We start from the raw sequence: 18474 nt of genomic DNA on the forward strand, positions 1-18474 counted from the left end.
CGAGGAAATCGCCCGCCGCCTGCGCCACGTTGAGGCTGTGCAAGCGGCGCGCCACGACCGCGGGGGTGAGGAAATTGCTGCGCAGGAAGCTCGCCATTGTGTCGGCGATGCGATCCTTGTTCTGCGGGATGATCGCGGTGTGCGGAATCGGAATGCCGAGCGGGTGGCGGAACAGCGCAGTAACCGCAAACCAGTCGGCCAGCCCGCCGACCATCGCCGCCTCGGCAAAGGCCAGCACATAGGGCCAGACGGGGTGGCTGTCAGCCTGGTTGTGCGCGACCAGAAACAGCGCCGCCATCGCCACCAGCAAAAGGCTCGCCGCGCGGCGCATGGCCTTCGCCTTGTCGGCCGGGACGGTTGACACAGTGCTCATACGAGCAGCGGTAGCAAATGCTGGCGGGCCGCGCTGCCCCGGATTTCGACGGGCAACCTTATTCCGCTGGCCTCGCCGCAGGTGACGACTCGTGGTTGTCGCCCGGCTTGTAGGTCAGGAACTTGTCGCGCGCCCAAGGGCCAAGCCGCTTTTCGAGCCCGTCGGCAAGGCTGAAGCCCGCCGGAACGATCAGCAGTGTGAGCATGGTCGAGAGCAGCAGCCCGCCGATCACCACGGTGCCCATCGGCGCGCGCCAGGCCGCATCACCCGCCAGCGAGAGCGCGGTCGGCACCATGCCCGCGGTCATGGCGACGGTGGTCATCACGATCGGCTGGGCCCGCTTGTGCCCGGCCTCGATAATGGCCTCGAACTTGTTCTTGCCGGTCTCCATTTCCTCCAGCGCGAAGTCGATCAGCAGAATCGAGTTCTTGGCCACGATCCCAAGCAGCATCAGCATCCCGATGAACACCGGCAGCGAAATCGGCTGCCCCACCAGCCACAGCGCGATGAACCCGCCCAGCGGCGCGAGGAACAGCGAGCCCATGTTGACCAGCGGCGATACGATCCGGCGGTAGAGCAGCACCAGCACCGCGAAGACGAGGAACAGCCCGGTCACGATGGCGACGACGAAGCTGTCCTGCAACTCGCTCTGCCACTCGTCCGAGCCGACGGGCTGGTTCGACACGCCCGAAGGCAGGTTCTGCATGATCGGCAGGCGGTTGATCGCTGTCATCACGTCGCCACGGGCAGCGCCGGGGGCCAGATCCACGCCGACAAAGATACGGCGGCTCTGGTTGTAACGCTGGATCGAGGTAGGCCCCATGCCGAAGCGGATGTCCGCCACCCGGCTCAGCGGCACCGAACCGCCCGCCGATGTCGGCACCGGCAGGTTTTCGACATTGGCGATGTCGCGCCGGTCGCCTTCGGCAAGGCGGACCCGGATCGGAATCTGCCGGTCCGACAGGCTGAACTTGGCCGCGTTCTGGTCGATATCGCCCAGCGTCGCGATGCGGATCGCCTGACTCAGCGCCGAGGTCGTGACGCCAAGGCTCGCAGCCAGATCGAGGCGCGGTGTGATCAGCAGTTCGGGACGTTGCAGATCGTAGTCGATCCGCGGCGCGACCGCGCCTTTCACCGAAGCCATCTGCTCGACCAGCGTGTTGGCCGTGGTGTTCAACAGTTCAGGATCGGATCCGGCCAGCATGATCGAGATCGCACGGCCGGTGCCGCCGCCCCCGCCCTGCTGGTCCTCGAAGCTGGCGCGCGCATCGGGCACGCTTTGCAGGAACGGCGTCATCTCCTGCTCGAAGGTCTTGGTGTCGCGCACCCGATCCTTCTTCATGACCAGACGGATCACGCCTCCGCTTTCGAACGAGATGCCCAGCGCCAGCTCGACTTCCTGCTCCTTGCTCAGCCGGTCGGCCAGCGCATCGACGACCTTTTCGGTCTGTTCGAGCGTGGTGCCCGGCACCATGGAAATGCGGATGCGCGAGAAGTCGCTGTCGTTGTTGGGGAAGAACTGCTGCGGCAGACTGCTCGCGATCACGACGGTGAGGCCCAGCGCAGCTACGCCGAGCATCATCATCCACACCCGGTGATCGAGGAAGCGCGCCGAAAGGTAGCGCGCCCGCGCGAGGAAGGGCGTCGAATCGTAGCCGACCAGCAAGCCGATCAGCATGGCGATCAGGAAGTTCACGATGCCGCCGAGCAAATAGAGGCCGAGCAGGGCAAAAGGTATCAGCAGCACCGACAGATCGAAAATCGAACGGCCGAGCGTGACAAAGGCAGCAAGGCCTTCGACCCGGCCATCTTCGCCCGGCATGGCAAGGCCCATCACCAGCGCCACGATCACATAGCCCATCGCGAGCGCGAACAGATGGAACATCGGCTTGGTCGCTACCACGCCGGTGCGCTGGCGCATGCGCAGGAAGGCGCTCTTGTCGAGCGACCAGCGCAGCACCTTCATGTAGCGGTCCATCATCGGGCCTTCGCCGTGCTCGGCATGGCCATGCGCCTTGAGGAAATAGGCCGCCGCCATCGGCGTGATCATGCGCGCCACCAGCAGGCTCATCAGCACCGAGGCGACCACTGTAAGACCGAAGTTCTTGAAGAACTGACCCGAGACTCCCGGCATCATCCCGACCGGGAAGAACACCGCGACGATGCACAAGGTGGTGGCGACCACAGCAAGGCCGATCTCGTCCGCCGCATCGATCGAGGCCTGATAGGCGCTCTTGCCCATGCGCATGTGTCTGACGATGTTCTCGATCTCCACGATCGCATCGTCGACCAGCACGCCCGCCACCAGCCCCAGCGCCAGCAGCGAGAGCGTGTTGAGCGTGAAGCCCATCAGGTCCATGAAGAAGAAGGTCGGCAGCGCCGAAAGCGGGATCGCCAGCGCGGCAATGATGGTCGCGCGCCAGTCCCGCAGGAACAGGAACACCACGATCACCGCCAGCACCGCGCCCTCGACCATCGCGGCCATCGAGCTTTCGTACTGCGCCTTGGTATAGTCGACCTCGGTGAACAAACGGGTGAAGCGGATGCCCGGATTCTCTTCCTCGAGCTGCTGCAGCACCTTCACCGCCTCGTCATAGACGGTAACGTCGGATTCGCCGCGCGCGCGGCTGATGCCGAAGGTGATCACCGGCTTGCCGTTGATCTTGGCCACCGACGTCACTTCGCCATAGGCGTCCTTGACCGAAGCGATTTCCGCCAGCTTGACCGTGCGCCCGCCGCCGAGCGAAATCTGCGTCTGGCTCAGCTCGTAAGCGGTGGCGGCATTGCCGAGCACACGCACCGACTGGCGCGAACCGGCAATTTCGGCGCGCCCGCCCGCGGCGTTGGTGTTGATCTGCCGCAGCGCCATGTTGACCTGGCTGGCCGTGACGCCGAACGACTGCATCTTGGCCGGATCGAGGATCACGAGAATCTCGCGGTCCACCCCGCCGTTGCGATTGACCTCGGCGAGGCCATCGACCGACAGCAGCCGTTTGGTGAGCGTATCGTCGATGAACCACGAGAGCTGCTCGATGGTCATGTCGTCGGCCTCGACGCCGAAGAACACGATCGGCTGCGAACTGGTCTGCTGCTTGGCGATACGCGGCTCGAGAATGCCGTCGGGCAGTTCGCCGCGGATCTGCGAAATCGCCGATTCGACCTCGTTGACCGCCGCGTTGATATCGGTGCCCAGTTCGAATTCGACGCTGGTCCGGCTGGAGCCTTCGGACGCGGTCGAATTGATGTTCTTCACCCCGTCGAGCGTCTGCACCGCCGCTTCGACGCGCTGGGTGATCTGGTTCTCGATCTCGCTCGGCGCGGCGCCGGGCTGCGAGATGTTCACGTTGACCAGCGGGAACTCGATGTCGGGCTGATCCTGAACGTCCATCGACTGGAAGCTCATCAGGCCCGCCACCACCAGCCCGACAAAGGCAAGGATGGGGACGATCGGGTTGCGGATCGACCAGGCCGAGATGTTGCGGAAGTTCACAGCGTGCGCCTCACTGCGCCTTGTTCATGACCGGGCGCACCTGCTCGCCCGGATTGAGGAAGCCGCCGGCGCGCAGCACCACGCGCTCGCTTCCGTCGAGGCCGCTGGCAATCGCGATGCCGTCGTCCGAAATCATGCCCACCTTTACATCGCGGCGCTGCACCGTGTTCTTGCCATCGACGATGTAGACATAGCTGCCCTCATCATCGGACAGGATCGCGCTTTCGGGCAGGCGCGGAGCGTTGATCGTGCCGCTGGCCAGCTCGACCATGGCGAAACCGCCCGGCCGCAGCGCCTCGTCATAGCTCATCGCGCAGCGTACCGTACCCTGGCGGTTCTCGCGGTTGATGACCGGAGCCTTCTGCCACACCTGACAGCTCAGCACCTTGTCGCTACCCACCGGCGTCACCTTGCCGGTCGCACCGAGAGGAATCTGCGCCAGTTCCCCCTCGCCCACCTGCGTCAGCACTTCCATCTCGCCGCCACGGGCAAGACGGAACAGCACGCCCGAGCCGGGGCTGACCACCTGACCCGGCTCGACATTGCGTTCGAGCACGAGGCCCGCCGCCGGGGCCACGATGTTGAGCTGCGCATTGCGCGCCTGCCGCTCGCCCAGTTGTGCGCGCGCCACGCGGACACGGGCGACAGCGGCATCGCGGGTGGCGGTAAGCCGGTCGATGTCGGCCTGGCTGATGAAGCCGCGCTCGACCAGTTTGAGCGCGCGGTCGAGATTGGCCTGCGCAAGGTCGGCATCGGCCTGCGCGACGGCGATCTGGGCCGACTGGCCCGCCGCCTGCTGCGTCTGCACCGAACGGTCGATCACCGCGAGCACTTGCCCCGCGCGCACCCATTCGCCCGCTTCCACCAGCACCGACTGGACCCGGCCGCCTTCGCCAACCACGCCCACCGGCATCTCGCGCCGCGCCGCCAGCGTACCCGTGGCGTTGATCCGGCCCTCGATGGTCGTGCTGCCGGGTGCAAGCACCGTCACCGTCGCCAGTTCGCCGGAGCGGTCAGCCGTGAAGGGCTCGGTTTCCTTGCCGCCGGTCAGCAGCACCGCCGCCAGCACCAGCGCGGCCACGATCGCCAGGATGACCCACAGCCGCTTGCGCGACGACGAGCCTTCGGCGCTTTCGCCGCGCTCGTGGTCCACCGCGCCCTCGTCGGCGGTAGCCAGGTCCATCTTGGTCTCGTAATTCATGTGTTAAACCAGCCCTCGTAGGAACGGCAAAGGCCGCGACCTCCCGGTGCGCGGCGTGTCCGGCAGGACATGGCCATTCTTGCCCGCTCGCACATATACCCGAGCGCTTGCGAGGCGCAATCCATCGCTCTGCCAATGGTCTACTGGGTTCGTCTAACAGCATCTGTTTGTCATACAAAAAGGGGCGCAAACCCGTTGGTTTGCGCCCCTTTCGTTGTGATTGTAACAAATTGTCAGCGAACGCGACCGCGCTGAATGAGGTTGACGATCGCCAGCAGCACGATGGCACCGGCGATGGCAATCAGCAGACCGGTCAGCGAGAAGGCCTGCACGGTGCCCTGCACGCCGAGCAGCGGCCCGGCCAGCGCATTACCGATCAGCGAACCGACACAGCCGACGATGACATTGGCGATAATGCCCATGGAGGCATCGCGGTTCATCACCATCGAGGCCAGCCAGCCGGCGACACCGCCGACGATGATAGCAATAATCCAACCCATTACGATTCCTCCTGTTTGACTATACCGGAAATACTGGCGATCATCGGGTCCGTTCCGCGCAGGCCCGTTGTTGCGGTGAACCGTGCCTGTCTTGCGACAAACCGAAGATCGCTGGTATTATGTCAGGAGGAGGGGCGGCCCAGCCACCCGTTGTATCAGTACTTTAGCTGACGTTCGTAAAGGTCACGATAGTGCTGGATCCGCGTGACACGCAGGCCCTGCATGCCCGAACGGTCGACCGCCCGCTGCCAGCCGGCAAACTCTTCCAGCGTCAGATCATACCGCTCCAGCACCTCGTCGATGGTCAGCAGGCCGCCATTTACGGCAGCCACGACCTCGGCCTTGCGCCGCACCACCCACCGCTTGGTGTTGGGCGAGGGCAAGTCATCAAGCGTCAGGGGTTCGCCAAGAGGGCCGATTACCTGCGCCGGGCGGATTTTCTGGTTCTCGATCATTCTTTACCTCGGGTGGCCGGTCGCCAGTCTTCATGTCTCCCCGCGGTGTTGCCATCCGCGCGTTTGCCATAGGTTGAATGATCATGGTTAATGCGATTGTTACCATCGGGTTCCGCAGGTTCGTGCAAATGCGCGACATGACGTGCGAACTCGGCATCGAAACTGGCCACATCGCCCGCGCCCTCTTCGCCGAACGCAATGCGCAGCTCACGCGCGGCGGTCAGACGCGCGTTCAGTTCGCCCCACGAAACCGGGTGCAGGCCATCCTGTACCTCGCTTTCGCTCGCGTGCCCCGTATTATCGGGCGCAAAGGGATGTTTTGGCTCGAACATGGGCTGATGATAGCCACACAAGTGTCAAGAAGCGGTAAAGTGCGCGTTTACCACTCTTGCACCCTGCCGGTGGGGTCGCGGCGCAAGGATTGGCGAGCGCCTCGACATTCTGTATGGGCGCATGATGCCCGACAGCCCTGTTCTTGCCGCGCCGCGCGATGCGGCCCGCCTGTTCGACCTGCCCCGCCCTGCGAGCGAATGCCGCATCGTGGTCGCGATGTCGGGCGGCGTGGACAGCTCGGTGGTGGCCGCGCTTGCCGCGCAGAGCGGGGCCGAAGTGATCGGCATCACCCTCCAGCTCTACGACTATGGCGCGGCGACCGGGCGCAAGGGCGCCTGCTGCGCGGGTGACGATATCCGCGATGCCCAGCGGGTCGCCGACCGGCTCGGCATCGCGCACTATGTGTTCGACCATGAAAGCGCCTTTCGCGAGGAAGTGGTCGAGCAGTTCGCCGACGACTACCTCGCCGGACGCACGCCGATCCCCTGCATCCGCTGCAACATGGGGCCCAAGTTCACCGACCTTTTGACGATGGCGCGCGAGCTGGGCGGCGATTGCCTCGCCACCGGCCACTATGTGCGCCGCGAAGAGAGCGGCGATGGCCCGCTGTTGCTGCGCGCGACCGACCCGGCGCGCGACCAGTCGTACTTCCTCTATGGCACCACCAGCGCGCAGCTCGACTATCTGCGCTTCCCGCTCGGCGGACTGCCCAAGCCCGAGGTGCGCAAACTGGCCGAAAGCGCAGGGCTCGCCGTAGCAAGCAAGCCCGACAGTCAGGACATCTGCTTCGTACCCGACGGCGACTATGCGAAGATCGTGAAGTCGGTGCGCCCCGAAGGCGGGCGTGCGGGCGCGATCGTCCATGCCGAGAGCGGCGAGGTGCTGGGCCAGCATGCGGGGATCATCCACTATACGGTCGGCCAGCGACGCGGACTGGAAATCGGCGGCCAGCCCGAGCCGCTCTATGTGGTGGAACTCGATGCCGGGAGCGCCGAGGTCCGCGTCGGCCCCAAGCGGCTGCTGGCGGTGGGCGCGGCGCGGATCATCGAGACCAACCGGATCGGCCCGCTTCCCGCAGGCCCGCTGACGGCCAAGGTCCGCTCGCTGGCGAAGCCGGTGCCGATCACGCTGGAAGGCGAACTGGGCAACGGCAATGCCTGCACGATCCGCTTCGCCACGCCCGAATATGGCGTCGCGCCGGGGCAGGCGGCGGTGATCTATGCCGGCGAGCGGGTGCTCGGCGGCGGCTGGATCGAAGCGACCGAAAGCGCCGTAAACTAGGTTACCCGCCGACGCGTTCGAGCACGCAGCCGAAGCCTTCGCGATATTGCGCGGTGTGGCTGGCGATCAGTGGCACACTGGCGGTGACCGAGCGGGTAGCATCGTCCTCGCTCAGCATGACCAGTTCCATGCCGGGCAGGAAATCCTGCTCGCAGCTCTTGAGGTCACGCCCGCCGATGTAGCGGCACGAACAGGCCCCCTTCGCACCGTAGGCCGTGCCAACTGAGGCATAGCCCATCGCCTGTTCACCCCAGGTCCACCACGCCGCAGCGCCCGCCACCACCACGACCAGCGCAATGGTGGCCAGCGGCGGCGTGCGGCGCTGTTTGCGCGAGGCCGACGATCTGCGTTTTGCGGTTGCCATTTACCCGGTCCTGTTCGATTGCCCGCGACACTCATGCTGCGTTTCGCCACCCTTTGCCCCAAGCCCGTCCGCAGGCCAAGTCCAAGCCATTGGGGTCTTACCGCATTGGCGCTGCCAATCGCCCTGCTGGCATCCTGCTCGCAGGACGGCCCGCCCCCCTTGCCGCCGCTTCCCGCCGGCGCATTGGAAGCCGTGGTGACCGATCCGGGTGTGCCGCGCGAACAGCTGGCGCGTGCAGTCGATGACCTGTTCACCGCCGAGGACATCGGCACCACCTATGCCGTGGTGGTGGTGCACAACGGCAAGATCGTTGCCGAACGCTATGCCGAGGGCATGAGCGAGGATACCCGCTTCGTCGGCTGGTCGATGAGCAAGACCGTCACCGCCGTGCTGATCGGGATGCTGGTGGCCGATGGCCGGCTCGAACTCGACGAGCCCGCCCCCGTGCCCAGCTGGCAGCGCGCGGGCGATCCGCGCGGCGAGATCACGCTGCGGCAGCTGCTACAGATGCGCTCAGGGCTGCGCCACAATGAGGGCTATGACCCGCCTTACGAATCGAGCGAGGTGCAGATGCTCTACCTTGCCGGGCACGACGACATGGCCGCCTTCGCCGAAGCGCAGGCGCTGGAGACCGCGCCGGGTGAGCAGTTCCGCTATTCCACCGCCACCAGCGTGATCCTCGCCGATATCGCTACCGACCTGATCGCACCCGATGGCACCCCGGCGCAGCGCCAGCAGGCGATGGCGACCTTCCTCGACGCGCGCCTTGCCGCGCCGCTGGGGATGGAGAGCATGATCGGCGAATATGACGCGGCCGGCACGCTGACGGGCGGAAGCTCGATCTGGGCCACCGCGCGCGACTGGGGCAAGTTCGGCGAGTTCCTGCGCCATGGCGGCTCGGTCAAGGGCGCGCAGATCGTGCCGCGCCGGTGGATCGAGTTCATGCGCACGCCCAGCCCCGCCTCGCCCGACTATGGCGCGCAGACCTGGCTTAACCGCCCGTCGGGCGGTGAGCGCAGCGAGCTGTTCGCCGCGCGCGGACCGGACAGCGCCTTCGCCGCCGTCGGCCATCTGGGGCAATATGTGATCGTCTCGCCCGACCAGAGCCTGACCGTGGTCCGCCTCGGCAAGACCGACGGACCGGAGCGGCCCGCGCTGGTGCAGCAGCTCGCCGATATCGTCCAGCTCTATCCGGGCAGGTAGTAAAGCCCTTCGGCCATGGTCACGCACTGCCCGGTGAGCATGGCCTTGTCGCCCGCCAGCCGAACCCCGAGATCGCCGCCCCGCTCAGAGGCCTGATGGGCGCTGAAGCTCTCCGTGCCGAGCCGCGCGGTCCAGAACGGGGCCAGAGCGGCATGGGCCGAGCCGGTCACGCTGTCTTCGGGAATGCCCGCGCCGGGCACGAACACACGGCTGACCACGTCGGTCTGCTGCCCACGCGCGGTGGCGATAAAGGCCATGTCGCCGAGGCTGGCGAGCTGCGCCATGTCGGGGGCAAGCGCGCGCACCTCGGCCTCGCTGCCATAGCACGCGATGAGATAGCCCTTGTCTGACCACGCCAGTTCAGCAGGCTCCGCGCCAAGGCCCTCGGCAATTCCGGCAGGCGGCGCATCGTCGGTGGGAATCGCAGGCAAGGCCAGCTCGTAACCCGCGCCCGCACGGCTCACCGCCAGCACACCCGCCTTGCGTGTGGCGAAACGGATCACTTCGCGCTCAGCGTCCTGCCGCAGCACCACGTGGCCCGCCGCAAGCGTCGCATGGCCGCACAGTGCCACCTCGCAGGCGGGCGCGAACCAGCGCAGTTCGAAGTCGGCCGCCCCACCCGGCGTGGGCACGAGGAAGGCGGTCTCGGCAAACATGTTCTCCGCCGCGATCTGCTGGAGCAGCGCGTCGGGCAACCACTCGCCCAGCACCATCACCGCCGCCTGATTGCCGCTGAAAGCGCGGCTGGCGAAGGCATCGACATGGACATAAGGCACACGCATCATCGGGGTGGCTCCTGTTCCAGCCGTTTGAACTCGTTTTCCTCGACCAGCATGTTGTCGGGCTCGTCGAGATGGCCGGCGGGATCGATATGGATCAGCAGCTCCAGCCCCGGAAACTGCGCGCACAGATCGGTCTCGACCCGCTCGGTGATCGCATGGGCCTCAGCCACGGTCAGGCTGCCGGGCAGATCGACGTGGAACTGCGCAAAGTCGGTCTCGCCGCTGGTGCGGGTGCGCAGATCGTGCAGGCGCGACAGCTCGGGGTGTTTCGCCGCCGCCGCCACGAAAGCGGTGCGCTTTTCCTCTGGCCATTCGCGATCCATCAGCGCGTCGATCGCGTCGATCGAGGCGCGCCAGGCGTTGAACAGCAGCCAAACCGCGATAGCGAGACCGAACAGCGGATCGGCCATGGCGAGGCCGAGATACTGGTCGAGCACCAGAGCCACGATCACCGCGCAGTTGAGCAACAGGTCGGACTGGTAGTGGACCGAATCGGTGTGAATCGCCAGCGAGCCGGTCTTGCGCACCACGTGCCGCTGCCAGGCGACCAGCGCGAGCGTACCCACAATGGCGACCACCGAAACGACGATCCCCTGCTCCGCCCCGCGCGTTTCGTTGCCATTGGCGAGATGCAGCACCGCGCGAAAGGCGATGGCCGAGGCAGACAGCGTTATCAGCAGGATCTGGAACATCGCCGCCAGCGCCTCGGCCTTGCCGTGGCCGAAGCGGTGTTCGCGGTCCGCCGGTTGGGCGGCCACCCACACGCCCGCCAGCGTGGCCAGGCTGGCGACCAGATCGAGCGAGGTATCGGCCAGACTGCCGAGCATCGCGGTCGAGCCGGTCTGCGCCACGGCCCAGAGCTTCAGCGCCCCGAGCAGCAGCGCCATCGTGATCGAGGCAAAGGCCGCCGAGCGAGTCAGGCGGGCACGTTCGTCGCTCACGGGTACAGCAGCGTGCTGGTCCAGCCGCCCCCGCTGCGGGTGAACCGGCGCCGCTCGTGCAGGCGGTTGCGTTCGGCGAGCCAGAACTCCATCCGCTCGGGCGCGAGGCGGAAGCCGGTCCAGTGCGGCGGGCGCGGCACTTCGGCGCCGTCAAGCTCAGCCTCCAGCGCCTGTACCCGCGCCAGATAGGTGTCGCGCGAATCGAGCGGACGCGACTGGTCGGAAGCCGCCGAGCCCAGCTGCGAGACCAACGGGCGCGAGTGGAAGTAGGCGTCGGCCTCGGCGCTCGTCACTTCGGTGAGCGGGCCTTCGATGCGGATCTGGCGGCGCAGGCTCTTCCAGTGAAACAGCAGCGCGACGCGCGGATTGGCAAGGATTTCACCGCCCTTGCGGCTTTCGCTATTGGTGTAGAACACGAAGCCATCCGGCCCGTGCCCCTTCAAGAGCACCATCCGCACCGAAGGCACCCCGTCCGGCGTCGCCGTGGCCAGCGCCATGGCGTTGGGATCGTTGGGCTCGCTTTCCTGCGCTTCGACGAACCACTGGTCGAACAGGGCAAAGGGGTCGGTGTCGGGAATATTCTCAAGCAGTTCGGTCATGCCGCCAGGCCTTTCATCCGTAGCGCCGTCTCAAGGGGCCGGAACGGAGCGTGTCATATCGGCTGGCTTGTAGACAGCAGGTGCACGCGAGGGAAGGCCGATCCCTTGCTAAAAACCCCTGTATTACCTAGCTAGACCACCATGGCCGATCCCTATACCACCCTTGGCGTTAGCCGCAGTGCGACCGAGAAGGACATCAAGTCCGCCTACCGCAAACTGGCCAAGGAACTGCACCCCGATCGCAACAAGGACAATCCGCAGGCGGCGGACCGTTTCAGCCGCGTAACGCAGGCCTATGACCTGCTGTCGGACAAGGAAAAGCGCGGCCAGTTCGACCGCGGCGAAATCGACGGCGACGGCAACCCGACCATGCCGTTCGGCTATGGCGGCGGCGGCGGCGGTGGCGGACCGTTTCGCGGCGGTTCCGGCGGTGCGGGCGGCGGGTTCGGCGGCGAGGAAGTGGACCTTGGCGACCTGTTCGAAGGCCTGTTCGGCCGCGGCGGCTCGCGCGGAGGCGGCGGGTTCGGACGCGGCGGGCCGCAACCCCGGCCCAAGGGCGCGAACATCAATTATCGCCTTGCGGTGAGCTTCACCGATGCGGCCTCGCGCGCCAGGCAGCGCATCACGCTGGCCGACGGCAAGACCATCGACCTGTCGCTGCCCGAAGGCGTCGAGAGCGGCACCCAGATGCGGCTCAAGGGCAAGGGGCAGGAAGGTCCGGGCGGAGCGGGCGACGGGATCGTCACCATCGACGTGCTGCCCCATCCCTTCTTCACTCGCTCAGGCGACGACGTGCGGCTCGATCTTCCGATCACGCTCGACGAAGCGGTGAACGGAGCCAGGGTCAAGCTGCCCACGGTCGATGGCGCGGTGATGATGACGGTCGCGCCGGGCACCAGTTCGGGCAAAGTCATGCGCCTCAAGGGCAAGGGTTTCTCGCGCAAGGGCGGCGGGCGCGGCGATCAGCTCGTCCGGCTCGAAATCGTGCTGCCTGAAGATTTGACGGACCTTTCCGGGCGGCTCGATGGTTGGAGTGACAGCAGCCCCGTTCGCTCCAGCCTGGGAGTCTGAGGGCGCGGATCGTCCGATCTTCAGGAGCAACCATGACCGATGCGCCAGACGACCCTGAATTCGAACTGCCCGGCGACGAAGAGGAACCCGTCCCCGATCTGACGCCCGAAGCGCGGCGGCGCGAGGCGCGCAGACGGATCAGGCTTGGCCTGCCAGCCAGCGTCAGGCGCGAGGTCGGCCCCGGAACCCGCGTCTTCGAGGTCGGCAAGCGGGTGCTTGCGGGCACCTTTGCCGATGGCTTCATCCACGCCGGCAACCTTGCCTATCTGGCGATGCTGGCGATCTTCCCGTTCTTCATTTCCGGCGCGGCGCTATTCTCGCTCATCGGCGAGGAACACGAGCGCGCCGCCACCATCTTTGCCGTGCTCTCGGCGTTCCCACCGGTGGTGAGCGAGGTGATCGGCCCGGTTGCGCACAATGTGATCGAGCAGCGCAGCGGCTGGCTCCTGTGGCTGGGCGGACTGTTCGGGCTGTGGACCGTGGGCGGGCTGATCGAGACCCTGCGCGACATGCTGCGCCGCGCCTTCGGCACCAAGGCCGAAAAAGCGATGTGGAAACGGCGGCTCGCCTCCACCGGCATTATCGTGGGCGCCGTGGTGCTGTTGATGCTCAGCCTGCTGGCCAACGTCCTCATCAACACCGCGATGCAGGTGATCGCCGCCTATTTCCCACAGCTTGAAGAGCTGCTCGGCAGCCTTGCCTGGTCGCGCATCGTGCCGGCCTTGGGGCTGTTCGGTTCGCTCTACGCGCTGTTCTATTCGCTGACGCCAGCCCGCTATCGCAAACGCGACTACAAGAAATGGCCGGGCGTATTGCTGGTGACGACGTGGTGGATTCTGGTCACACTCGCGCTGCCACCGCTGCTCGGCATGGTGTTTTCCTACGATGCGACCTATGGCTCGCTGGCTGGCGTGATGATCGTGCTTTTCTTTTTCTGGCTCATCGGACTAGGACTGGTGATGGGCGCAGAACTGAACGCTGCTCTGGTGGAAAGCCCGGAAGAGCAGGACTGGATCGGCCAACAAGACAATCGCGCCAGAGCGGCGCAGGCAAGAATGACGGAGAATCCCGAGGGATGAACGGTTTGATGGAAGGCAAGAAGGGCCTCATCATGGGGCTGGCGAACGACAAGTCGCTGGCCTGGGGTATCGCAAAGAAGCTGGCCGAACACGGCGCCGAACTGGCCTTCTCCTATCAGGGCGAAGTGCTGAAGAAGCGGGTCGAGCCGCTGGCGGCGCAGATCGGCAGCGATTTCCTCGTCGAATGCGACGTCTCCGACATGGACGCGATGGACGCCACCTTCGCCGCCATCGAGGAGCGCTGGGGCAAGCTCGACTTCCTCGTCCACGCGATCGGCTTTTCCGACAAGAACGAGTTGCGCGGCAAATATGTCGACACCAGCCTCGACAACTTCCTGATGACGATGAACATCTCGGTCTATTCGCTGGTGGCCGCCGCCAAGCGGGCGCGGCCGCTGATGAAGGACGGCGGCTCCATCGTCACGCTGACCTACTATGGGGCGGAAAAGGTCGTCCCGCACTACAACGTGATGGGCGTGGCCAAGGCCGCACTGGAAACCAGCGTGCAGTATCTCGCCAACGACATGGGCCCCGAAGGCATCCGCGTGAACGCGATCAGCGCGGGCCCGATCAAGACGCTGGCGGCCAGCGGGATCGGCGATTTCCGCTATATCCTCAAGTGGAACGAGCTGAACTCGCCGCTGCGCCGCAATGTCACCATCGAGGATGTCGGCGGCGCGGGGCTCTATTTCCTGTCCGACCTGTCCTCGGGCGTGACCGGCGAGACGCACCATGTCGATGCGGGCTATCACGTCGTCGGCATGAAGCAGGAAGACGCGCCCGACATTTCGCTGGTCTAGTCCATTTGTTCTTATTATGTTCCCTCCTGACGCGAATCAGGAGGGAACATAATGGTTTCAGGTGGATGCCGCTGCGGCGCGGTCCGTTACGAGGCTGAGGGCGACTTTGCGCACCACGCGCTGTGCCATTGCCGCGATTGCCAGATGGCGCATGGCGCGCCGATGGTGGGCTGGATTGCCTTCAAGGCCGATCAGGTGCGCTTCTCCGGCGCGGAGCCCGTGCGCTACACCGCGCCGAGCGGATCGACGCGCAGCTTCTGCGGCACCTGTGGTACGCCGCTGGCCTTCGTGAACGAGGAAACGCTGCCGGGCATCGTCGACCTGCCTTCGGTCACGCTCGACGATCCGGATGCGCTTGCTCCGCAGGCGCAAATCCAGGTGGCGGAACGGCGGGCGTGGATGGCGGATCTTGCCACGCTGCCCGCCTTCGCGCGCTATCCCGGCGAATAGCGCCGCCTATTCGCCCGGCGGCGGGGGAACGTTGGCGGGGTCGACCACCTGCGGCAACGCCTCGTTTTCGCCCTCGTCGGGCAGCGGGGCGGCGCGCTCGGCTTCCAGCCGCTGCATATAGGCACGTTCGAGTTCCTCGACGCGTTCCTGCGTGGCGGCGGCCTCGCCGTCGATTTCCGACAGGCGCTCCTGCCGGGCTTCGTTGATGAGCTGGCTGAAGCGCACGTCGCTGCCTGCTTCGCGTTCGCGGTAGGCGGCTTCGATCATTTCGACCGTGCAGCCCAGATCGCCGCCGGCGCCGGCGGGCGAACACGACATCGGGCCGAACTTGCCGACCGTCTCAAGGCTCTGCGCCCGCTGCGACCAGGCTTCGTTCTGCGGAGAGTTGCTCTGACGCAGGTTACGCGGGATGCGATAGCGCTCGCTTTCGGGATAGCGCGCGCAGACCGTGATCGTGTCACCGTCCGACTGCGGACAGGCATCGTCGCCATAGACATTGATCATGTTGACCCGGCCGCCAGCATCGTCCTGCGCCGAAGCGGCAGCGGGCATGAAGCCGAGCGTGGCGGAAATGGCGGCAAGAGGGGCAAGGGGGGCAAACAGTCGGGTCATGGCTTTCCTCTGGGTCGGCCCTCCGGGTCGGTGGGGGCAAGGCCGGAACTATTACTATTCGTCTGGTCTATTGAACGCGCGATGAAGCGCCATTGATCCAGAACAACGTTCAGACGCGCTCGGCGAGCTTGATCGCCACCCGGCAGCCAAGCCGGATCGCACCGGACAGCAGCGGATAGGCCGGCGCCTGCTCGGCCCCCGCGGCAAGCGCGGCATCGCGGTGTTCGCGTTCCTCCTCGCGGAACTGCTCGACCAGCGCTGCGAGTTCCGGATCGTCGCCGTCGGCCTCAAGCTCGTCGAGCTGGGCCGTGTAATGGCGGTCGATCTCTTCCTCGACCGCGGCAGTGCAGGCCATCGCCGCCTCCGGCCCGATCAGCGCGGTGCCCGCGCCCAGCGCAAAGCCCGCCACCGACCAGAACGGCTGCAAGGCCGTCGGCCGCACGCCGCGTTTGGCCATCAGCGCATCGAACTTGGCGCGGTGGACCTTCTCCTGCTCGGCCATGTGGCGGATCTGCGCGGCATGCGGGCCGCGCTCGCCAATCACGGCCAGCTGCCCGGCATAGATGCGCGTGGCACCGAACTCACCCGCCTGATCGACTCGGATCATCGCGCTGCGGTCTTTCATCGTGTGCGCTCCTTCGCCAGCAACAGTACCCAGATCGCCACCGCACTACCAAGCGAGAACAGCGCATTCCACCCCGCCAGCGAAATGCCGAACAGATCCCACTGCGCAACATCGCAGCGGATGATCGGCGAGTTGAGCACGGCTTCAAGCGCATTGCCCGTGCCGCTCACGGTGGTGGCGCAGCCGGTGATGCCTTCCCACCAGCCATATTCGACCCCGGCATGGAACAGCCCGATCGCGCCCGAAACCGCAATCGCCAGCCCCGCAAGCGCAGTCCATAGCCGCTTGGGCGGCACAACGAAGGCGAGCAGCGCCAGCACCACAGCGACGAAATGCGGATAGCGCTGCCACCAGCACATCTCGCAAGGGTAAAGGCCAAAGCCATATTCCGACACATAGGCCCCGCCGAGCAAGGCCAGCGGAACGATCAGCGCCAGCAGGCGTGCATTGCGGTCGGAGAGATCGGACATCGCCTAGCCCCTAGCGGTTACGCGCCGCGAGCGGGCTGCCCGCCGTGCGGCGCAGCGTGCGCAGCGCATAGTCGAGCTGGAAGTCGTCGATCCCCTGCTCCTCCAGCTGCTCGGCGGTGAGCTGGAAGCGCGGATCGTCGAGCCGGTCGCGTTCGAGCGCCTCGTCCTTGGCCGCGACTTCGCCGATCAGGTGCCCGCGCAGGTCGCTCTCGCGCAGCGCGAGGCGCTGGCGGCGTTCGGCATCGGGATCGCTCAGCTGCGGCACGCGGATATCGGGCTCGATCCCGCCTTCCTGCACCGAACGGCCCGAGGGCGTGTAATAGCGCGCGGTGGTGAGCTTCAGCGCAGAGTCGCGCGTGAGCGGCAGCAGCGTCTGCACGCTGCCCTTGCCGAACGAGCGCTCGCCCATGATCAGCGCGCGGTGGTGATCCTGCAACGCGCCCGCCACGATTTCGGAGGCCGAGGCCGAGCCTTCGTCGATCAGCACGATCATCGGCAGGCCCGCCGCCGCGTCGCCGGGGAAGGCGCTTTCGGCTTCGTAATAGATCGTGTCGCGGCGGGTGCGCCCGCGCTGCGACACGATCTGGCCATTGGTGAGGAACAGGTCCGACAACGTCACGGCTTCATCGAGCGAGCCGCCCGGATTGCGGCGCAGGTCGAGCACCAGCCCGGACAGCCGCCCGGTCGCCTCGGTCTGCAGCGACTTGATCGCCTCGGCCACGTCCTTGCCGACATTGGCGGAGAACTCGTTGACCGAGATATAGCCGATATTGCCGCTCTTCAGCTCGAAGGTGACCGGCTCCAGTTCGATCAGGCCGCGCGTCACCGACACTTCGAAGCTGGCGTCGCGACCGGGGCGCACGATGGTCAGCTCGATCGGGCTGCCCGCAGGGCCGCGCATCTGGGCCACCGCGTCATTGATATCGAGCCCGTAGATCAGCTTGCCATCGATATGAGTGATATAGTCGCCCGCCTTGATCCCGGCGGCATCGGCGGGGCTGCCCTTGAACGGCGAGACGACCTTCACCACGCCCTCTTCCATCTGCACCGAAATGCCGAGGCCCTGATAGTTGCCGTCGATCATGGTTTCGAGCCGGTCGAGCGCAGCACCATCGAGATAGGCCGAATGCGGATCGAGCGCGGCCAGCATGCCGTCAATCGCGCCGCGGATCAGAACATCGTCTTCCACCGGGTCGACATAGCTCGCCTTGATGCGCTGGTAGGTCGCGAAGAACTTGGCGAACTCGGGCGAGGCGCGGCTTTCGACCTGTGCGAAACCGGCGGTCGTCGCGGGCACGAGCGCCACGGCGGTGCACAGCGCGGCAGCGCGGAGGGCACGGGCGACGGGGAAGCGAAATGTCATGCGGCGATTGTCCTGCTCTGGTCCCGATGCGCTTCTATCGCAGCTGCGGGGTTAACGCCAGATGAGGCGCGTGCCCCGCTTAGGCAAGGCCTGCTGGCGTCACTCGGCAATGCTGAGCGGATTGACCGGCTCGCCCGCCTTGCGCAGTTCGAGCGTGATGGTGGGCCGACCGGGGCCTGCCACGCCCAGCGGCGCGCCCGCCGCGACCTGATCGCCCACCTTGGCGTCGGCGCGGGCCAGCCCGGTGACCAGGCTGGTCCAGCCGCCCGCGTGTTCGACGATCACGATCTGGCCATAACCGCGATAGGCCCCGGCAAAGGCGATCCGCCCGGCTCCGGGCGCGACCACCTGCGCCCCGGCGATGGGCGCGAGGGTAAGGCCGGTGCTCGCCCTGCCCCCGGCACTGGCACCAAAGCCGGTGACGAGCCTGCCGGTGACGGGTAGGATATAGGGTGAGGGTCCGCCGCTCTGCGCCGGGGCAG

The 18474-nt window shown here is 66.2% G+C and carries 21 protein-coding genes; 6 read left to right on the plus strand and 15 right to left on the minus strand.

Annotated features, from left to right (window positions below; all coding sequences use genetic code 11):
• The 6 genes from D2V17_RS04810 to D2V17_RS04835 form a co-directional block, all read right to left on the minus strand.
• Positions 1–373 (minus strand): DUF445 family protein (locus D2V17_RS04810; protein WP_245978540.1); only part of this gene is annotated, 373 nt, incomplete at its 3' end.
• 58 nt (positions 374–431) lie between these two features.
• Positions 432–3863: an efflux RND transporter permease subunit gene (locus D2V17_RS04815; RefSeq protein WP_119591967.1), complete on the minus strand. Its 3432-nt coding sequence runs from the start codon at positions 3861–3863 to the stop codon at positions 432–434.
• Between the two features lie 10 nt (positions 3864–3873).
• Positions 3874–5064, minus strand: coding sequence for an efflux RND transporter periplasmic adaptor subunit (locus D2V17_RS04820; protein ID WP_119591968.1), 1191 nt, complete (start codon positions 5062–5064; stop codon positions 3874–3876).
• 233 nt (positions 5065–5297) lie between these two features.
• A complete protein-coding gene (locus tag D2V17_RS04825; protein ID WP_119591969.1) occupies positions 5298–5564 on the minus strand; it encodes a GlsB/YeaQ/YmgE family stress response membrane protein in 267 nt (88 codons plus the stop codon).
• 155 nt (positions 5565–5719) lie between these two features.
• On the minus strand, positions 5720–6019 hold the full coding sequence (gene sciP, locus D2V17_RS04830) for a CtrA inhibitor SciP (RefSeq protein WP_119591970.1): 300 nt from the start codon (positions 6017–6019) through the stop codon (positions 5720–5722).
• A complete protein-coding gene (locus D2V17_RS04835; RefSeq protein ID WP_119591971.1) occupies positions 6016–6351 on the minus strand; it encodes a hypothetical protein in 336 nt (111 codons plus the stop codon). The genes sciP and D2V17_RS04835 overlap by 4 nt, the downstream gene beginning before the upstream one ends.
• Positions 6352–6475: 124 nt before the next feature.
• Here D2V17_RS04835 and mnmA point away from each other — a divergent pair, with 124 nt between their 5' ends.
• Positions 6476–7633, plus strand: coding sequence for a tRNA 2-thiouridine(34) synthase MnmA (gene mnmA, locus D2V17_RS04840; protein ID WP_119591986.1), 1158 nt, complete (start codon positions 6476–6478; stop codon positions 7631–7633).
• A gap of 1 nt (position 7634) precedes the next feature.
• Here the strand turns inward: mnmA and D2V17_RS04845 are convergent, their stop codons facing one another.
• A complete protein-coding gene (locus tag D2V17_RS04845) occupies positions 7635–7997 on the minus strand; it encodes a hypothetical protein (protein WP_119591972.1) in 363 nt (120 codons plus the stop codon).
• Positions 7998–8156: 159 nt separating this feature from the next.
• On the opposite strand from D2V17_RS04845, the gene D2V17_RS04850 reads away from it, so the two are divergent.
• Entirely contained in the window at positions 8157–9200 is a 1044-nt protein-coding gene (locus D2V17_RS04850; RefSeq protein WP_245978542.1) for a serine hydrolase domain-containing protein, read from the plus strand.
• Here D2V17_RS04850 and D2V17_RS04855 read toward each other — a convergent pair.
• The 3 genes from D2V17_RS04855 to pdxH are packed head-to-tail and all read right to left on the minus strand — an operon-like array spanning position 9185 to position 11522.
• Complete coding sequence (locus D2V17_RS04855) at positions 9185–9985, minus strand: PhzF family phenazine biosynthesis protein (protein ID WP_119591974.1); 801 nt, start codon at positions 9983–9985, stop codon at positions 9185–9187. The genes D2V17_RS04850 and D2V17_RS04855 overlap by 16 nt on opposite strands.
• Complete coding sequence (locus tag D2V17_RS04860) at positions 9982–10923, minus strand: cation diffusion facilitator family transporter (RefSeq protein WP_119591975.1); 942 nt, start codon at positions 10921–10923, stop codon at positions 9982–9984. The genes D2V17_RS04855 and D2V17_RS04860 overlap by 4 nt, the downstream gene beginning before the upstream one ends.
• Positions 10920–11522 (minus strand): pyridoxamine 5'-phosphate oxidase, encoded by a 603-nt coding sequence (gene pdxH / locus D2V17_RS04865; protein WP_119591976.1) that lies wholly within the window; start codon positions 11520–11522, stop codon positions 10920–10922. Before pdxH ends, D2V17_RS04860 begins: the two co-directional genes overlap by 4 nt.
• A 141-nt stretch (positions 11523–11663) precedes the next feature.
• Between pdxH and D2V17_RS04870 the strand changes: the two genes are divergently transcribed.
• From D2V17_RS04870 to D2V17_RS04885, 4 genes are read left to right on the plus strand one after another with little or no spacing between them, the layout of a single operon-like run.
• Positions 11664–12593 (plus strand): DnaJ C-terminal domain-containing protein, encoded by a 930-nt coding sequence (locus tag D2V17_RS04870; protein WP_119591977.1) that lies wholly within the window; start codon positions 11664–11666, stop codon positions 12591–12593.
• Between the two features lie 32 nt (positions 12594–12625).
• Positions 12626–13672: a YihY/virulence factor BrkB family protein gene (locus D2V17_RS04875; protein WP_119591978.1), complete on the plus strand. Its 1047-nt coding sequence runs from the start codon at positions 12626–12628 to the stop codon at positions 13670–13672.
• Positions 13669–14472: an enoyl-ACP reductase FabI gene (gene fabI, locus D2V17_RS04880; RefSeq protein WP_119591979.1), complete on the plus strand. Its 804-nt coding sequence runs from the start codon at positions 13669–13671 to the stop codon at positions 14470–14472. The genes D2V17_RS04875 and fabI overlap by 4 nt, the downstream gene beginning before the upstream one ends.
• Positions 14473–14523: 51 nt before the next feature.
• Entirely contained in the window at positions 14524–14922 is a 399-nt protein-coding gene (locus D2V17_RS04885; RefSeq protein ID WP_119591980.1) for a GFA family protein, read from the plus strand.
• 6 nt (positions 14923–14928) lie between these two features.
• Here D2V17_RS04885 and D2V17_RS04890 read toward each other — a convergent pair whose 3' ends face one another.
• From D2V17_RS04890 to D2V17_RS04910, 5 genes are all read right to left on the minus strand, one after another.
• Positions 14929–15534: a hypothetical protein gene (locus tag D2V17_RS04890; protein ID WP_119591981.1), complete on the minus strand. Its 606-nt coding sequence runs from the start codon at positions 15532–15534 to the stop codon at positions 14929–14931.
• A 109-nt stretch (positions 15535–15643) separates the two neighbouring features.
• Complete coding sequence (locus tag D2V17_RS04895; protein WP_119591982.1) at positions 15644–16159, minus strand: demethoxyubiquinone hydroxylase family protein; 516 nt, start codon at positions 16157–16159, stop codon at positions 15644–15646.
• Positions 16156–16629 (minus strand): disulfide bond formation protein B, encoded by a 474-nt coding sequence (locus D2V17_RS04900; RefSeq protein ID WP_119591983.1) that lies wholly within the window; start codon positions 16627–16629, stop codon positions 16156–16158. Before D2V17_RS04900 ends, D2V17_RS04895 begins: the two co-directional genes overlap by 4 nt.
• A gap of 10 nt (positions 16630–16639) precedes the next feature.
• Positions 16640–17992, minus strand: coding sequence for a S41 family peptidase (locus tag D2V17_RS04905; protein ID WP_119591984.1), 1353 nt, complete (start codon positions 17990–17992; stop codon positions 16640–16642).
• Positions 17993–18091: 99 nt separating this feature from the next.
• Positions 18092–18474 (minus strand): murein hydrolase activator EnvC family protein (locus tag D2V17_RS04910; RefSeq protein WP_147367234.1); only part of this gene is annotated, 383 nt, incomplete at its 5' end.

This window comes from Aurantiacibacter xanthus, from assembly GCF_003584015.1.
Lineage (GTDB): Bacteria > Pseudomonadota > Alphaproteobacteria > Sphingomonadales > Sphingomonadaceae > Alteraurantiacibacter > Alteraurantiacibacter xanthus.

Coding starts and splice junctions, on each gene's coding strand:
- D2V17_RS04825 (WP_119591969.1), bottom strand. CDS start 5,564: ATGGGTTGGATTATTGCTATCATCGTCGGCGGTGTCGCCGGCTGGCTG.
- D2V17_RS04845 (WP_119591972.1), bottom strand. CDS start 7,997: ATGGCAACCGCAAAACGCAGATCGTCGGCCTCGCGCAAACAGCGCCGC.
- D2V17_RS04890 (WP_119591981.1), bottom strand. CDS start 15,534: ATGACCCGACTGTTTGCCCCCCTTGCCCCTCTTGCCGCCATTTCCGCC.
- D2V17_RS04885 (WP_119591980.1), top strand. CDS start 14,524: ATGGTTTCAGGTGGATGCCGCTGCGGCGCGGTCCGTTACGAGGCTGAG.
- mnmA (WP_119591986.1), top strand. CDS start 6,476: ATGCCCGACAGCCCTGTTCTTGCCGCGCCGCGCGATGCGGCCCGCCTG.
- D2V17_RS04855 (WP_119591974.1), bottom strand. CDS start 9,985: ATGATGCGTGTGCCTTATGTCCATGTCGATGCCTTCGCCAGCCGCGCT.
- fabI (WP_119591979.1), top strand. CDS start 13,669: ATGAACGGTTTGATGGAAGGCAAGAAGGGCCTCATCATGGGGCTGGCG.
- sciP (WP_119591970.1), bottom strand. CDS start 6,019: ATGATCGAGAACCAGAAAATCCGCCCGGCGCAGGTAATCGGCCCTCTT.
- D2V17_RS04870 (WP_119591977.1), top strand. CDS start 11,664: ATGGCCGATCCCTATACCACCCTTGGCGTTAGCCGCAGTGCGACCGAG.
- D2V17_RS04900 (WP_119591983.1), bottom strand. CDS start 16,629: ATGTCCGATCTCTCCGACCGCAATGCACGCCTGCTGGCGCTGATCGTT.
- D2V17_RS04905 (WP_119591984.1), bottom strand. CDS start 17,992: ATGACATTTCGCTTCCCCGTCGCCCGTGCCCTCCGCGCTGCCGCGCTG.
- D2V17_RS04835 (WP_119591971.1), bottom strand. CDS start 6,351: ATGTTCGAGCCAAAACATCCCTTTGCGCCCGATAATACGGGGCACGCG.
- D2V17_RS04820 (WP_119591968.1), bottom strand. CDS start 5,064: ATGAATTACGAGACCAAGATGGACCTGGCTACCGCCGACGAGGGCGCG.
- D2V17_RS04895 (WP_119591982.1), bottom strand. CDS start 16,159: ATGAAAGACCGCAGCGCGATGATCCGAGTCGATCAGGCGGGTGAGTTC.
- D2V17_RS04875 (WP_119591978.1), top strand. CDS start 12,626: ATGACCGATGCGCCAGACGACCCTGAATTCGAACTGCCCGGCGACGAA.
- pdxH (WP_119591976.1), bottom strand. CDS start 11,522: ATGACCGAACTGCTTGAGAATATTCCCGACACCGACCCCTTTGCCCTG.